Origin of the sequence: Pandoraea iniqua (assembly GCF_902459685.1) — a bacterium.
GTDB lineage: Bacteria > Pseudomonadota > Gammaproteobacteria > Burkholderiales > Burkholderiaceae > Pandoraea > Pandoraea iniqua.
The window spans coordinates 29,156-45,168 of record NZ_CABPSF010000010.1; the positions used below are offsets into that span (position 1 = coordinate 29,156).

The 16,013-nt window shown below is 62.9% G+C and carries 10 protein-coding genes and 1 pseudogene; 8 read left to right on the forward strand and 3 right to left on the reverse strand.

Annotated elements, in window-relative coordinates; all coding sequences use genetic code 11:
• Positions 1-36 precede the first annotated feature (36 nt).
• From PIN31009_RS25110 to PIN31009_RS25135, 6 genes and pseudogenes are all read left to right on the forward strand, one after another.
• Positions 37-969 (forward strand): type IV pilus biogenesis protein PilM, encoded by a 933-nt coding sequence (locus PIN31009_RS25110; protein ID WP_174997386.1) that lies wholly within the window; start codon positions 37-39, stop codon positions 967-969.
• The gene (locus PIN31009_RS25115) at positions 960-1,619 is read left to right on the forward strand and encodes a PilN domain-containing protein (RefSeq protein ID WP_150791912.1); all 660 of its coding nucleotides are present in this window, start codon (positions 960-962) and stop codon (positions 1,617-1,619) included. The genes PIN31009_RS25110 and PIN31009_RS25115 overlap by 10 nt, the downstream gene beginning before the upstream one ends.
• A complete protein-coding gene (gene pilQ, locus PIN31009_RS25120; RefSeq protein ID WP_174997388.1) occupies positions 1,609-4,353 on the forward strand; it encodes a type IV pilus secretin PilQ in 2,745 nt (914 codons plus the stop codon). The genes PIN31009_RS25115 and pilQ overlap by 11 nt, the downstream gene beginning before the upstream one ends.
• A pseudogene (locus PIN31009_RS25125) lies at positions 4,259-4,777 on the forward strand (shikimate kinase); the annotation flags it as partial. The gene pilQ and the pseudogene PIN31009_RS25125, both read left to right, overlap by 95 nt.
• Before the next feature lie 313 nt (positions 4,778-5,090).
• A complete protein-coding gene (gene aroB, locus PIN31009_RS25130) occupies positions 5,091-6,167 on the forward strand; it encodes a 3-dehydroquinate synthase (protein ID WP_150791914.1) in 1,077 nt (358 codons plus the stop codon).
• Between the two features lie 15 nt (positions 6,168-6,182).
• Positions 6,183-7,319 (forward strand): deoxyguanosinetriphosphate triphosphohydrolase, encoded by a 1,137-nt coding sequence (locus PIN31009_RS25135; RefSeq protein WP_150791915.1) that lies wholly within the window; start codon positions 6,183-6,185, stop codon positions 7,317-7,319.
• A 69-nt stretch (positions 7,320-7,388) separates the two neighbouring features.
• Here the strand turns inward: PIN31009_RS25135 and PIN31009_RS25140 are convergent, their stop codons facing one another.
• The 3 genes from PIN31009_RS25140 to PIN31009_RS25150 all read right to left on the reverse strand — a co-directional run bounded on the left by PIN31009_RS25140 (position 7,389) and on the right by PIN31009_RS25150 (position 9,939).
• Positions 7,389-7,766 (reverse strand): ElaB/YgaM/YqjD family protein, encoded by a 378-nt coding sequence (locus tag PIN31009_RS25140; protein WP_150682342.1) that lies wholly within the window; start codon positions 7,764-7,766, stop codon positions 7,389-7,391.
• Positions 7,767-8,070: 304 nt separating this feature from the next.
• Entirely contained in the window at positions 8,071-8,823 is a 753-nt protein-coding gene (locus PIN31009_RS25145; RefSeq protein WP_058376352.1) for an OmpW/AlkL family protein, read from the reverse strand.
• Positions 8,824-9,090: 267 nt separating this feature from the next.
• Positions 9,091-9,939: an OmpW/AlkL family protein gene (locus tag PIN31009_RS25150; RefSeq protein WP_150686671.1), complete on the reverse strand. Its 849-nt coding sequence runs from the start codon at positions 9,937-9,939 to the stop codon at positions 9,091-9,093.
• 198 nt (positions 9,940-10,137) lie between these two features.
• On the opposite strand from PIN31009_RS25150, the gene PIN31009_RS25155 reads away from it, so the two are divergent.
• Complete coding sequence (locus PIN31009_RS25155; RefSeq protein WP_150791916.1) at positions 10,138-10,839, forward strand: transposase; 702 nt, start codon at positions 10,138-10,140, stop codon at positions 10,837-10,839.
• A 390-nt stretch (positions 10,840-11,229) separates the two neighbouring features.
• Positions 11,230-15,963, forward strand: coding sequence for a glutamate synthase-related protein (locus PIN31009_RS25160; RefSeq protein ID WP_371328714.1), 4,734 nt, complete (start codon positions 11,230-11,232; stop codon positions 15,961-15,963).
• Positions 15,964-16,013: the final 50 nt, after the last annotated feature.

Genomic DNA, 16,013 nt, shown 5'->3' on the forward strand with positions numbered 1-16,013 from the left:
GACGCGGGAACCCTGCAATTTGTTCGACTGGCACGAGTGGCCGGTCCTGCGCGGTTGCGTCTCGATGCTTACGGTACGGCGGCGCTCGACGACGACGTGTTGCGCGGCGGGGTACTGGCCAAACCAGAGGCGGCGGCGCGGCGGCTCGGCGAACTGCTCGAACGTGCCGGCACGAGTGCCGAAGCCCTGCGAGGCGACACCATCGTGCTGGCGCTACCTGCGCATCTACTCAAGACGCACGTGGTCGAGTACCCGCCGGATATGCCGGCGCAAGCCTTGCGCGCTTGGTGCGAACGGCATGCGGCGTTATTGCTGCCGGGCGACGGTAGCCCCGGGTTGCGTTCGCGCGTGGGAGTGACTTGGGCTGAACCGGGGAGTCACCGCCTGCGGCTGTATGCGTGTGAGGCCGAACTCGTCGACGACCGCCTTGCCGCGTTGGAAATGGCGGGCTTGCGTGCACATGCCGTCGATGTGGCACATGCCGCCGGGCGTCGGGCATTCCAATGGGCGTGGCCGGCGGTGGGTGAGCCGAGGGCGTTGGCGGACGAAACTCCGGTTACGCTGCAATCGCCCACGGCGCTACTTCAGATCAGCGATCACGATCTCGATCTGGCGGTGTTTGACGCGCAAACCTGTGTGGCCGACTTACGGGAGCGCTTTGACGGCGTGAATGGGAGCCCAGACGCGTTGGCGAGCGTGGTGCGCGAGCTACTCGACAGACTGCCGGTCGCCGCCGGCTCGCTGCATGTGGCGGCGCAAAGCGTGACGCCGGGCGCGTTTGCGGCGATATGCGATGGCCTCATCGCGGCGTGCCACGTTCCCGTACGGCCGTTTGATCCGCTGCGCCGTCTCGACGCAGCGAGCCCACCGGCGCACCGGCGCCAGCCGTTCGCTGAACGCGCGTCCCTTGCCGTCGCGTGTGGTCTGGCATTGCGCGCCATGTCGATGCGGGGGCTGCCATGGCAGTAAGGCCTCATCTGCCGCCAATCGATTTGCTGCCCACGCTGGCGCAGCGGCGTCAGCGAGATTTCCGCCGACAGTGGCAAATCTGGGCGGTGCTCGCGCTGGCGGGTGCGTTACTGGCGCTGCTGCCGATCGCTTGGGAGGTTCGTGCGCGTAACGAAGGACAGGCGCAGTTGTTGACGCTAAACGCGGCGCGCTCGCGACTTGACGCCGAGACAGCGTCGTTCGACACGACACGTCGCGCGCTGGCGGGACTCCGGGCGCACCGGCGCGCGGCGCTCGCCCTAGTCGCCCGGCGGCAGGCGATGGCGGACCGCCTTCTCGACGTGATGCGGGCATGTGCCGACGGTGTGCGTCTGTCGAGCGTCGATATCGATGGCCGGCAACTGCATGTCGACGGCTACGCGACAACACAGTCCCGTGTGCGTGAGATGCAGAAGCGCTTGCGAAGCCTGCCGTGGGTCAAGAAGGTCGCGGAAGTCGAATCGAGTCTGATTCCCGAAGGTGCGGCGCGGCAACTGATGGGCGCGGATGCTCCCGCGTCGTTGCCGGCCGTGCGGCGATTCGCGGTGCGCGTCGAGCACCGGCCCGTCGCTGAACCTGCATTGACTGATGGCGGCGTGTGGGATCAGGAGGAGGGCATCGATGACAAATGATCGCCAGTCACCGGCCGATGTCCGTGATTTGCTTGCCGATCTTGTCGAGCGCTGTCGAACACGCTGGTCCGTATGGGCATCGGTGTCGCCAGCAGAATGGCCGTCGCCCATGCGTTGGGGCATCGGGGCAGGGGTCTTGCTCGGGGCACTCATGTTGAGTTGGTCGATGTGGTGGCTCGTCGGGCTGCCGGCCCGCACATCGTTGAACAATGACATTGCTGCCGGGCGCACGGCGCTAGATCTCGCGACATCACAGGCGAAGCAATTGCCGCAATGGTTGACGGCCTTGCGAAACGCGGAAGCCGAGACCGTGGCGTGGGAGCGTTTGCTGCCGGTAGCGCCACCGGAGGTGTCGCAGGGAGCACTTGCGGATAGCGCTTCAGCGGCGCTCGGCCGATTGCCCGATGACGCGCGTCAATCACCGCGCGATGCGGCGAATGCGGCGAATGCCGCGGACACAGGTTCCGGCCGGATGTGGCGTGCCGATCTCGAGTCGTTTGTCGCGCGCGCTGGACTGGTGCTTGAGATGGCCCGCCCGGGGGCATTCGATTCGAAAGCCGGTATCGACACCGAGCGAGCGGAAATGCGAGTGACCGGGCCGGTGGCGGGTTTGATTGGCCTGCTTGCCGAGATCGACCGGGTGCCGCGTCATCTTGTGGTCGAGCGGCTGAATTTGCAGGCGCCCGATACGGGCTCAGGGCATGACGGTGACGGACGGGCAACGCTCAAGGTGACGATAGCGACCTACGTCTGGCATCGCACGTCTGCCGCCAGCGTCGTAAGTGACACGGTGCCGATGCCCAAGCTGCCTGACGCACCGGCGCCGTGGCGGATGCCGACGGCCATGGTCGATGTGTTCCGGGCATCGCTGACGGGGCGTCCGGGGCAAGCGAGTGCGGCGATGGTTGCCGACCCGCCAGTGGCGGCCACCGACGTCGCCAGCCCCATTGGGGTGATGCAGGCTGGCGCGCGTCGGGTGACGTTCCGGCGTGCGGCCAACGGCGTGACCGCGGATTGGGCGGGACCGGCACACCCTTCCGGGCAGGACCTTGATGCGCAGATCAGCGTGACGTTGCACGGCGTGGACACGGTCGATGCATTGAAGGCGTTTGCGCGATTGACGGGAAGAAATCTGGTGCTGGGCGAACGTGTCGCGGGGCGGCTTGAGGTGGAAATGGCAAACGTCTCCCCGGCGACAGCCTTCGAGGTGCTGATTCGGGCAGCAGGGTTGGGCGTGCGATCGCTGCACGGTGTGGACTGGGTTGCGCCGAAGACCGAACTATTGGCCGACGAGCAGGCACAGTTGGAGACCGCCGCGAAGCGCGAGACCATGCAACCACTCGTCAGTCGGCGCTTCACGCTGAATTACCCGCGGGCATTGGAATTACGCGAAGTCATCATCGGCGAGAAGGATCGCAAAACGCAGCGGCTGTTGTCGTCGCGAGGCAGCTTGATCGCAGACCTTCGCACTAATCAGCTCTTCGTGACGGATCTGCCCGAGCGTCTCGATGCCCTTGGCGCGTTCATCGCTCGTATCGATGTGCCGGTCAGGCAGGTATTGATCGAAGCGCGGATCGTCGAAGCGGACGATCGGTTCAGCGAGTCGCTCGGCGTCAACCTCGCAGGCTATTACGCGCGGACCCAAGCCCAGAAGGCCGGAAAGGCCGGGCCTGCGCGTGGTGGTACAACGTCGCAGCGAAACGGCGGTGCGGCGGGCAATGGTATTCAGAATGGGCTTCAGAGTGGAACTCAGGGCTCGCCGGGCGGCGCAGGCGGGCAGGGATTGGTCGACGTACTCGACAGTGCTTTGCCTGCGGCGGCGCTCGCCGGCGTGGCGCCGCCAAGCTTGGCCATTACGTTGTTCGGGCGTTCAGCCACGCGGTTTTTGCAACTGGAGTTGTCGGCGCTTGAGACCAGTGGGCGCGGGCGGGTGGTGTCGCGGCCGAGGGTGGTGACGGCGGACAAGGCGGAGGCGGTCATCGAGCAGGGTACCGAATTGCCCTATCAGGCCCGCAGCGGGCGGCGAAGCGTGTCGACGGTGCAGTTCCGCAAAGCTACGCTGCGTCTGGAGGTCACGCCGCTGATTACGCCCGGCGGGCAGGTCATTCTCGACGTGGATGTGCGCAAGGACAGCGTGGGGCAGGCGGTCGCGGATGGCTTTGCCGTGGATACCCGGCACGTTAAGACGCAGGTACAGGTCGAAGACGGCGGGACGGTCGCCATCGGCGGGATTTATCAGGAGGAACGGCGCGATTCGCGCGCCCAAGTGCCGTGGTTAGGCGATGTGCCCCTGCTGGGGGCACTATTCCGGAACCGATCGGAGGGGGGCCGGCGCACCGAATTGCTGGTGTTCATCACCCCCAGCGTAGTGCCGGCGGCCGGTGGCGTGGATGCCTACATCGCACCGGGCAGCGCCGCGCTGTTACCGGGAGACAACGAGGAGACGCCCGCGCGCAAGGCATTACGGGGCGGATCGGGGGTGCTCACGGGCCAGCCGGTGGTGCCCCCGGAGGCGCCGGCCAACGACGCTCCGGTGGGGCATCCGAGGCTGACGGCGGCGTCTTTGGAGGCGACGCGTTCCGCACGCCCGACGCATATCCCGGTATCATCAGGGATTGGAACCCAAATATCAGCGATTCATGCTGGAAAACGTAATACTTGTCGGATTGATGGGGGCGGGCAAGACCACGGTCGGACGCGCCGTCGCGCGACGTCTCGGACGGCAGTTCTATGACTCCGACCATGAGATCGAAGCGCGCACAGGCGTGCGAATCCCGGTCATCTTCGAGCACGAAGGCGAAGACGGCTTTCGCCAGCGCGAAGCGCATACCATCGACGAACTCACACAGCGCAGCGGCATCGTTCTCGCCACCGGCGGGGGTGCCGTGCTGCGCGCAGAAAACCGCGAATGCATCAAGTCGCGCGGCACCGTCGTCTATTTGCGCGCCACACCGCATGACTTGTGGTTGCGCACGCGTCGCGACAAAAACCGCCCGCTGCTGCAAACGGCGGATCCGCGCGCGCGCCTCGAGCAATTGTTTCAAGAGCGCGACGCGCTGTACCGAGAGTGTGCGACGTTTGTCATCGAGACGGGCCGGCCAAGCGTCAACGCCCTCGTCAACATGGTGCTCATGCAACTGGAAGTCGCCGGCATTGTGCCGATCGGGCCTCACCTTGAGCTTGAAGCCGATGTCCATGCGGATGGCGGTGACGTTGTTGATGCCAAGGGCGCGAGCGATGAAGGCCACGGTGAACGCACCGAAGGCGGCGAAAGTACCGGAAGCACCGGCAGCACCGGCAGCACCGGCAGCACCGGCAGCGCCAGCGAGGCGGCCGGGACGGGCACGCCGAACGCCAGCACACACGCAAACGAACCCATTCCCAGCGACGCAGCGGGAACGGCCATGTCACCGATTCGTGACACGGTCTCACGCTGATGTTGCCGACCACGATAACTAGCCAGTCAGCGGCATGATTACCCTCAAACTCGAACTCGGCGAGCGCGCCTACCCCATCCACATCGGCACCGACCTGCTTTCGCAGGACGCTTTGTTCGCGCCGCATGTTCGCGGCACGCACGCGATTATCGTGACGAACACGACCGTCGCACCGCTGTATGCAGAGAAAGTCGCCGCGACCCTCCAACGTCTGGGCAAACACGTCGTCACGGCAGTGCTGCCGGATGGCGAAAAGTACAAGAACTGGCAGACGCTGAACCTGATTTTCGACGAGCTGCTGGGGGCACAAGCCGATCGCAAGGCAACGCTGATCGCTTTGGGCGGCGGGGTCGTGGGCGATATGACGGGTTTTGCCGCAGCATGCTACATGCGCGGTGTTCCGTTCGTGCAGGTGCCGACGACGCTGCTGGCGCAAGTCGATTCGTCGGTCGGCGGCAAGACGGGTATCAACCATCCGTTGGGCAAGAACATGATCGGTGCCTTCTGGCAGCCGAGCGCCGTACTGGCCGACATCGACACGTTGTCGACGCTGCCGGAACGTGAGTTAGCAGCGGGCCTTGCGGAAGTCATCAAACACGGCGCGATCGCCGATGAAGCGTACTTCGACTGGATCGAAGCCAATATCGACGCGTTGAATGCCCGCAACACGGCGGCGCTGTCGTATGCGGTGCAACGCTCGTGCGAGATCAAAGCCGCCGTTGTGGCCAGCGACGAACGCGAACAAGGGCTGCGCGCCACGCTGAACTTCGGGCACACGTTCGGGCATGCTATCGAAGCGGGTCTCGGTTACGGCGAGTGGCTGCACGGCGAAGCGGTCGGATGCGGCATGGTCATGGGCGCCGATCTGTCGGCGCGGCTCGGCTACATCGACGAAGCGCTGGTGCCGCGCATCAAGGCCCTCGTCGCAGCGGCCAAGTTGCCGGTAACCGGCCCGGCGCTTGGCGAAGATCGCTATATCGATCTGATGCGAGTCGACAAGAAAGCCGAGGGCGGCGATATCCGCTTCGTGCTACTCAACCGGCTAGGCGAAGCGTTCATGACGCGTGTGCCCGATGCCGAACTGCGCGCAACGCTGCGCGCCAACGTGTAAGCGGGAGGGCTGGCGATGGTCGATTACGAAGCGTCGCTTGCCCCTTACGCGGCCCGCTCGCTGAATTCGCGGGGGCGCCGGTTTGCCGAGGCGGCCCCGGCGACGCGCAGTGAATTTCAACGCGACCGCGACCGCATCATCCATTCGACGGCATTTCGCCGGCTCGAATACAAGACACAGGTCTTCGTGAATCACGAAGGCGATCTGTTTCGCACCCGCCTCACCCATAGCCTCGAAGTGGCCCAGATCGGGCGCTCGATTGCCCGCAATCTCCGCGTCAACGAAGATCTGGTCGAAGCCATTGCGCTGGCGCACGACCTCGGCCACACACCGTTCGGTCACGCCGGACAGGACGCACTCAACGCGTGCATGCGCGACTACGGCGGCTTCGAGCACAACCTGCAAAGCCTCATCGTTGTCGATGAACTCGAAGAGCACTACGGCGGATTCAACGGCCTGAACCTGTGCTTCGAGACGCGAGAGGGCATTCTCAAGCACTGCTCGCGCGCGAATGCGCGGGAGCTTGGCGAACTCGGTGAGCGGTTTCTCAAAGGGCGCCAGCCGGGCATCGAGGCGCAGATCGCGAATCTCGCCGACGAGATCGCCTACAACAATCACGATATCGACGATGGGGTGCGCTCGGGGTTGTTGTCACTCGAACAACTCGACGCCGTGCCGCTCTGGAAGCGCTATTGCGCCGACGCGCAACACGAGTGGCCGGAGATCTCCGGGCGCCGGCTCGTGCACGAGACGACACGACGCATCATCAACGCGCTGATCGTTGACTTGATTGCCACGACGCGCCGCCGCGTGGCGGATGCCTCGCCGGCCTCGATGGAGGATGTTCGGGGTGTCGGGCCGCTGGTGGCGTTCAGCGACGAGATGAGAGAGCAGGCGGGCCAGTTGAAGCGCTTCCTGTTCGAGAACCTGTACCGCCACTATCTGGTGATGCGCATGGCCGCTAAAGCCCAACGCATCGTGCAGGAGTTGTTCGCCGCATTTCTCTCGGACCCGCGGTTGCTGCCGCCGAATTACCGCCCCGAGAATGAGGCCGATCAACCGCGCTGGATTGCGCACTACGTTGCGGGGATGACCGACCGCTACGCGATCAAGGAATATCGCAGGCTCTTCACGATCGAGCCGACACTGTAGTGGGTAAGTGAGTGAGGACGGCCTCCTCGATGAAGGCCGCCCCTTGCGCTGCGCTGCGGTGCGCTGTGATTAACTACGTCCGGCAATAAACCCGAGTACCAGTGCAACGGCTGCGACCGTCCCGAGCGTCTGCCAAGGGCGTTCGTGCACATAGCCGTCGGCTTCTTCCCAGACCTCATTCGCACGACGGCGCAGATGGGCGCGTGCATCGCCGAAGTCGCTACGCGCTTCGCGGAGCTTGTCGCCGATTTCCGCGCGCAACGCTTCAATGTCGGAGGCCGACTTTGCGTTGGAGAGGGCGTGGTCGAGATCGTCGAGCAGGTCGCGAACGCGTGCCGAGACGTCACCGCTGGCCAGACGTGCTGCGCGTGCCGTACGACGGCCCGCATAACGGGCATCGTCCAGACCGTTGTTCAGTGCTGATTCCGCTTTCGAGGCAATTCCCATTTCTGACTCCCTGATGGTGGTATTGAAATGCGACATGCGCCATGTCCGGGGGGACTTGCCGGCGTCACGCCGATGGAAACCTGGTGCGAGCGGCCATTATGGCGTGGCCGTTCGCGGGCGTACACCATGAGAGACAGCGGTCCAAAAGGGAAAGTTGCAGATATTTACCGATCGATCGATTGCGATGGTGCTCGTTTCCGCGAAGAAATGCGAAAACGCCGCACAAAGGCGGCGTTTTCTGAACCATCTGAAGCGTATTGCGTCGCTTTGAAGCGCGTTGCCGTGATCTGGCCGCGACTGCGACTTAGAAGCGATAGCCGAGCGACAGGAACGTGACCACCGGGTTCAGCTTGACCTTGGCTTCGCTGGTCGTGGTGATCGGACCGCGCGTCGTGGTCAGCTTGGCCGTCGTGCTCACCGGGATGTACGACACGGAGAAAGACAGCGTCCAGTGCTGGTCCATGTTGTAGTTGATACCCGCGTTGAACACCGGTGCCCACGAGTTGGTCAGCTTTGCCGTGGTCGAGCCACCCGGGCCGAGAGCAAGCGAGTTGCTGGCCAGTGCCTGGAAGCCATCCGTGAGCTCGATGTTCGAGTACCAGAAGTAGCTGGCACCAATGCCGACGAACGGACGCCACTTGTCGTCAGCCTGACCGAAGTAGTACTTCAGCAACAGAGCCGGGCTCCACTGCTTGGCCGACGCCAGTGCACCGTTGCCGGGCAGTTGCAGGCGGCCTTGGCCGTACAGATGGAATTTCGGCGGAACACCGAACACGCCTTCGACGGCGATGTTGTCGGTGAAGAAATGCGCGAACGTGATGCCGAGCGTATCGGCGTCAGACACTTGGGCGCCCGTATTGCCCCCAAGCGCAGCGTTAAGGCCGGCAGCCAGTCCCGGCACGCTCGATCCCGTCACTTTCAACGGATCGCTGGAAACTTGCGGCGAGAGGTGGAACCAGCCGAGGCTGACAACGTTATCGCCGGCTTTCTGTGCGAAAGCGGCCCCCGACGCCGTCAGCATGGCCACGGCAGCAATGGTCAAATGCTTCAACTTCATTTGATTCGTCTCCTGCTCAAGATTCTTTATTGTCGAGAATTTCGGTAAATGAAATTCAGGGCCATTATGCCGAGCGTGGAAAGTCGCGGGTAGCATGAGACTGGAGGTGTCGCTCTAAAGGTGTTGTTTCCACGCATCGACTCATGGAATGCCCTTAGAAAAAAGCGCTGGACGAAAGAAAAGCGTGCCTTTATACGTCAGGCACGCTTTGAGAAAAAACTCCGGACTCCGATATTACGAACGCAATTAGCGTCCCGCAGGCTGGGTTTAGAACTTGTAGCCGAGCGAGACGAAGGTCACAATCGGATTCAGCTTGATTTCGGCATCTGAGGACGCAAGCACCGTACCGTCCTGCGCCTTGATCTTGATGTTGGCGGTGGTCTTGAGCGGAATGTAGGAAACCGATGCGCTAGCGACCCAGTGCTTGTCGAACGCATACGAGAAGCCGGCATTCACGACCGGTTGCCACGATGCCGACGATTTGGCTTCTACGCTTGTCGGACCGTTATGTCCGGAAGTAAAAGCAAGCACGCTGCCGAAATTCTGATTCAGCGCCGATTCGAAACTCGGATTGAGACTGACGTTTGTAAAGAACGTATAACTCACGCCGACACCGAGAAAAGGGCGCCACGTCGAATTCGCCTGACCGAAGTAATACTGGAACACCAGCGCCGGACTCCATTGCCGAACGCTTTGCACGATCGGGTTGTTTTGCGGCGCGCCGAGGTCGATACTCGTGAGCGCGCCGGCAATACCCGGTGGTGCAATCACACCCTCGCCGGTGAGCTTGAATTTGGCGGGGACGCCGGCCACGGTCTGCACGGCGATGTTGTCGGTGACGAAGTGGGTGAAGACGAGCCCGAGCGTATCGGCGTTACTGACCTTCGCGCCAGAGCCCGGCGAGGTAAAGTTCGCAGGCACGAGCGTGGGGGTGAGACCGTCCTGATTGGTGCTGGTGGTCATCGGCTTGCTCGAGTCCTGCGGCGCGATGTGAAACCACCCGAGGTTGACGACGTTGTCGCCGGCTTGTTGTGCTGTGGCGCTGGTGGACGCCAGAGATATGCCGATACCGAGCGCGCAAAAGCACGCTGCGGACCGGTAGGTCCGAGTTGTCATTTGTCTATCCTCCCAAGATTATTTATTTATTTTTCGATGCATTATGCGCTGGTGGACTCTGGGCGCAATCGTCGAATCTAGAGTTTTTGTACGAATCAAAGGGAATTGGCTAGATATCAGTATTTAAAGGGTTTTTCGGTGTCGAAACTGCCTCGCGAATCGTGATATCGAGCTTTAAAGCATTACATTTGAATTCGCATGGCCCGATTACCGCGACTCTTTATTCCCCGTCAGCCGCAGCACGTGATTCTGCGCGGCAACAACCGGCAAGCCATCTTCGTGGACGACGAAGACCGGCGTGTATTCCATGACCGTCTGCGCGAAGCCGCGCGAGCGCACGGGCTGGCCATTCACGCGTGGTGCATGATGCCGAACCACCTCCATCTGGTCGCGACGCCCGCCGACGAGCGCAGCCTGCCCGCCACGCTTCAGGCGGTCGGCCGCTATTACGTGCTCTATTTCAACCGGCGGCACCAGCGCACCGGCACCTTGTGGGAGGGGCGCTACCGGGCGACGGTGATCGAAGCCGAGCACTATCTGCTGCTCGCGAGCCGTTATGTCGAACTCAACCCGGTGCGCGCCGGGCTGGCCGACGCGCCGGGTAACTATGTGTGGTCGAGCTACAACCATCACGTGGGCCTGACGGTCGACAGCCTCGTCACCGATCACGCGCTGTATTGGTCACTCGGCAATACGCCGTTCGAGCGTCAACGTACCTACGCGGAGGGGTTCTCGATTCCCCTGCCACCCTACGAGGTTGACGCGTTGCGTACAGCCACGCAGAAGGGGTGGCTGCTCGGCGGCCCCGAATATCTGGCGCGAATGTCGCTGGCGGCGAATCGCCGAGTGAGTCCACTCACCCGTGGCCGTCCGCGTAAGTCGGCCACCGACCTGCTCTGATCCCCTGCTGAATCTCCCCATCGGCGAACCTGTCTGGGTTCGCCAATCTCCCCCAACTGCTTGAAATTCAACAAATTAATGACGGCGGTCAAATTGCCGAAAACAATCTGACCCCAATAAAAATAAGCCTTCTTTTGGTGCGGTCGTTAATTAGAATCTGACCCCATTAAAATATTTTGTCATTGTGAATTTCATAGCGTATATTCCAACTTCGGCCGATTGGTGCGATGCGCAAAACCGTGCGCACTGAGTCGGTACCTGTGGCGACACTCGAGAATGACCTTCGACGCGTGCGACACCGCAGTCTGGCCTGCCCGGCCAACCCCCACTTAACCCGGCCGACCGTGACGAACATGCGCGCGGCGGCCTCGCCAAGAGACGGTGTAACTCGTGGAAAAGAAACAGCAACCGATTGCGACGGCAGCAGCGCTGCCGGGTGAGGCGTACGTGGCGCCGGACGCACAGGGCATGTACGACCCGGCCAATGAACACGACGCCTGCGGTGTCGGCTTCGTGGCCCATATCAAGGGTGTGAAGAGTCACGCCATCGTCGAGCAGGGTCTGAAGATCCTCGAGAACCTCGATCACCGGGGCGCCGTCGGCGCTGACCCGCTGATGGGCGACGGTGCCGGCATCCTGCTCCAGATTCCCGATCAGTTCTACCGCGAAGAGATGGCCCGTCAGGGCGTCACGCTGCCGCCGGCTGGCGAGTACGGCGTGGGCATGATCTTCCTGCCGAAGGAACACGCATCGCGTCTCGCTTGCGAACAAGAGCTCGAGCGCACCGTGAAGGCCGAAGGTCAGGTCGTGCTGGGCTGGCGCGATGTCGCCATCGACCGCGACATGCCGATGTCGCCGAACGTGAAGGCCACCGAGCCGGTGATCCGCCAGATCTTCATCGGCCGCGGTCAGGACATCATGGTGACCGACGCGCTCGAACGTAAGCTCTACGTCATCCGCAAGACCGCAAGCCACCGCATTCAGGCGCTCAAGCTCAAGCACGGCAAGGAATACTTCGTGCCGTCGATGTCGGCGCGCACCATCGTCTACAAGGGCCTGCTGCTGTGCGATCAGGTCGGCCGCTACTACCGCGATCTGGCCGATCCGCGCACCGTCTCGGCGCTCGCCCTCGTGCACCAGCGCTTCTCGACCAACACGTTCCCGGCCTGGGAACTCGCCCACCCGTACCGCATGGTGGCGCACAACGGCGAAATCAACACGGTCAAGGGCAACGTCAACTGGATCAACGCCCGCACGGGTGCGATCTCGTCGGCCGTGCTCGGCAGCGATCTGCAAAAGCTGTGGCCGCTGATCTATCCGGGCCAGTCGGACACGGCATCGTTCGACAACTGCCTCGAAATGCTCACGATGGCCGGCTACCCGCTCGCCCACGCGATGATGATGATGATCCCGGAAGCCTGGGAGCAGCACACGTTGATGGACGAAAACCGCCGCGCGTTCTACGAGTACCACGCCGCGATGATGGAGCCGTGGGACGGCCCCGCCGCCATCGCGTTCACCGACGGCCGTCAGATCGGCGCGACGCTCGACCGTAACGGTCTGCGTCCGGCGCGCTACGTCATCACCGATGACGACATGGTGATTCTGGCGTCGGAGTCGGGCGTGCTGCCGATTCCCGAGTCGAAGATCGTCAAGAAGTGGCGCCTGCAACCGGGCAAGATGTTCCTGATCGATATGGAACAGGGCCGCATCATCGACGACAAGGAACTCAAGGACAACCTCGCCAACGCGAAGCCCTACAAGAGCTGGATCGACGCCGTGCGCATCAAGCTCGACGAGATCGAGCCGAAGGTGGAAGAGGCCGGTGTGCATCACGACACGGCCACGCCGCTGATCGACTTGCAGCAGGCGTTCGGTTACACGCAGGAAGAAGTGAAGCTGTTGATGACGCCGATGGCGATCAACGGCGAAGAAGCCGTGGGCTCGATGGGCAACGACAGCCCGCTCGCGGTCATGAGCAACAAGAACAAGACGCTCTATCACTACTTCCGTCAGCTGTTTGCGCAGGTGACGAACCCGCCGATCGATCCGATCCGCGAAAACATGGTGATGTCGCTGGTGTCGTTCATCGGCCCGAAGCCGAACCTGCTCGACACGAACAACATCAACCCGCCGATGCGTCTCGAAGTGTCGCAGCCGGTGCTGGACTTCAAGGAAATCTCGAAGATCCGTCACATCGACAAGTACACCGGCGGCAAATTCCGCTCGTACGAGTTGAACATCTGCTACCCGGTCGCCTGGGGCAAGGAAGGCATCGAAGCCCGCCTCGCATCGCTGTGCGCCGAAGCTGTGGACGCGGTGAAGTCGGGCTACAACATCCTGATCGTCTCCGACCGTCTGACGAATCGCGAACAAGTCGCCATGCCGGCACTGCTCGCCACGTCGGCTGTGCACCAGCATCTGGTGGCGCAAGGCCTGCGCACGAGCACGGGCCTCGTGGTGGAAACCGGTTCGGCCCGTGAAGTGCATCACTTCGCGCTGCTGGCCGGCTACGGCGCGGAAGCCGTGCACCCGTACCTCGCGATGGAAACGCTCGCGCAGATCGCCCGCAAGCAAGGCGGCGACCTGACGCCCGAGAAGGCCGTGAAGCATTTCGTCAAGGCTGTCGGCAAGGGTCTGCACAAGGTCATGTCGAAGATGGGCATCTCGACGTACATGTCGTACACGGGTGCGCAGATTTTTGAAGCGATCGGCCTGTCGCAGGAACTGGTCCGCAAGTACTTCCAAGGCACGGCATCGAACGTCGGCGGTATCGGCATCTTCGAAGTGGCGGAAGAAGCAGTGCGTCTGCATCGCGAAGCCTTCGGCGACAACCCGGTGCTGGCCAACATGCTCGACGCCGGTGGCGAATACGCGTTCCGCATTCGTGGCGAAGACCACATGTGGACCCCGGACGCCATCGCCAAGCTCCAGCACTCGACCCGTTCCAATTCGTACCAGACGTACAAGGAATACGCGAACCTCATCAACGACCAGAGCAAGCGCCACATGACGCTGCGCGGTCTGTTCGAGTTCCGCGTCGATCCGCAACGCGCGATCCCGCTCGATCAAGTCGAGTCGGCCAAAGACATCGTGAAGCGTTTCGCCACGGGGGCCATGTCGCTCGGTTCGATCTCGACCGAAGCGCACGCCACGCTGGCCGTCGCGATGAACCGTATCGGCGGCAAGTCGAACACGGGTGAGGGCGGCGAAGATCCGCGCCGCTATCGCAACGAACTCAAGGGCATTCCGATCAAGAAGGGCGAATCGCTTGCCTCGATCGTGGGCCACGACGTCATCGAAGCCGATATCGAGCTGCAAGACGGCGACTCGCTGCGCTCGCGTATCAAGCAAGTGGCCTCGGGCCGCTTCGGTGTGACGGCCGACTATCTGGTCTCGGCCGATCAGATCCAGATCAAGATGGCGCAGGGCGCGAAGCCGGGCGAAGGCGGTCAATTGCCGGGTCACAAGGTGACCGAGTACATCGGCAAGCTGCGTTACTCGGTGCCGGGCGTGGGTCTGATCTCGCCGCCGCCGCACCATGACATCTACTCGATCGAAGATCTGGCACAGCTGATTCACGATCTGAAGAACGTGAACGCCTCGTCGTCGATCTCGGTGAAGCTCGTGTCCGAAGTGGGCGTGGGCACGGTGGCTGCCGGTGTTGCCAAGGCCAAGGCCGATCACGTCGTGATCGCCGGTCACGATGGCGGCACGGGCGCTTCGCCGCTGTCGTCGGTGAAGTATGCCGGCTCGCCGTGGGAACTGGGTCTGGCCGAGACGCAGCAAACGCTGGTGCTCAACCGTCTGCGCGGCCGTATCCGCGTGCAGGCCGACGGTCAGATGAAGACCGGCCGCGACGTGGTGATCGGCGCGCTGCTCGGTGCTGACGAATTCGGCTTCGCGACGGCACCGCTCGTCGTCGAAGGCTGCATCATGATGCGCAAGTGCCACCTGAACACCTGTCCGGTGGGCGTGGCAACGCAAGATCCGGTGCTGCGCAAGAAATTCCAAGGCAAGCCGGAACACGTCGTCAATTACTTCTTCTTCGTGGCCGAGGAAGTGCGCGAAATCATGGCGCAACTGGGCATCGCGAAGTTCGATGACCTGATCGGCCGTGCCGACCTGCTCAACACCAAGTCGGGCGTGGAGCATTGGAAGGCGAAGGGTCTCGACTTCTCGCGCATCTTCTACCTGCCGGAAGTCGAAGACTCGGTGCCGCGTCTGCATGTCGAATCGCAGGATCACGGTCTGGTGCAGGCACTCGACCACGCGCTGATCGAGAAGGCATTGCCGGCGCTGGAGAAGGGCGAGCACGTCTCGTTCATCCAGCCGGTGCGTAACCGTAACCGTACGGTCGGCGCGATGCTCTCGGGCGAAGTCGCCAAGCGCTACGGTCACGAAGGTCTGCCGGACGACACGATCCACGTGCAACTCAAGGGCACGGCGGGTCAGAGCTTCGGTGCCTTCCTGGCGCGCGGTATCACGCTCGATCTCGTGGGCGACGGTAACGACTACGTCGGCAAGGGCTTGTCGGGCGGCCGCATCATCGTGCGTCCGACCAACGACTTCCGCGGCGACGCCGAGAACAACATCATCGTGGGCAACACCGTGATGATCGGCGCGATCGAAGGCGAAGCCTTCTTCAACGGCGTGGCCGGCGAGCGTTTCTGTGTGCGTAACTCGGGGGCTACGGCCGTCGTGGAAGGCACGGGCGATCACGGTTGCGAATACATGACCGGCGGCACGGTGGTCGTGCTGGGCGAGACGGGCCGCAACTTTGCTGCGGGCATGTCGGGTGGCGTGGCGTACATCTACGACGCCGACGGCACCTTCGGCGCCAAGTGCAACACGGCGATGGTCGCGCTGGATCCGGTGCTGCCGCACGGCGAGCAGGAGCGTACGGTGAGTCAGGGCCTGTGGCATCGCGGCCAGACCGACGAAGCGTTGCTGCGCGAGCTGATCGAGCGTCACTTCCAGTACACCGGTTCGATGCGCGCCAAGGCGTTGCTCGAAGACTGGGACAGCGCCCGCCGCAAGTTCGTGAAGGTGTTCCCGAACGAATACAAACGCGCTTTGGGCGAAATGGCCAAAGCCAACGACAAACAAGCACTGGCGGCCTGATACCGAATGCGCGGTCACGTCACAGGGTGAGGGCCCTGTCGGCGTGCCGC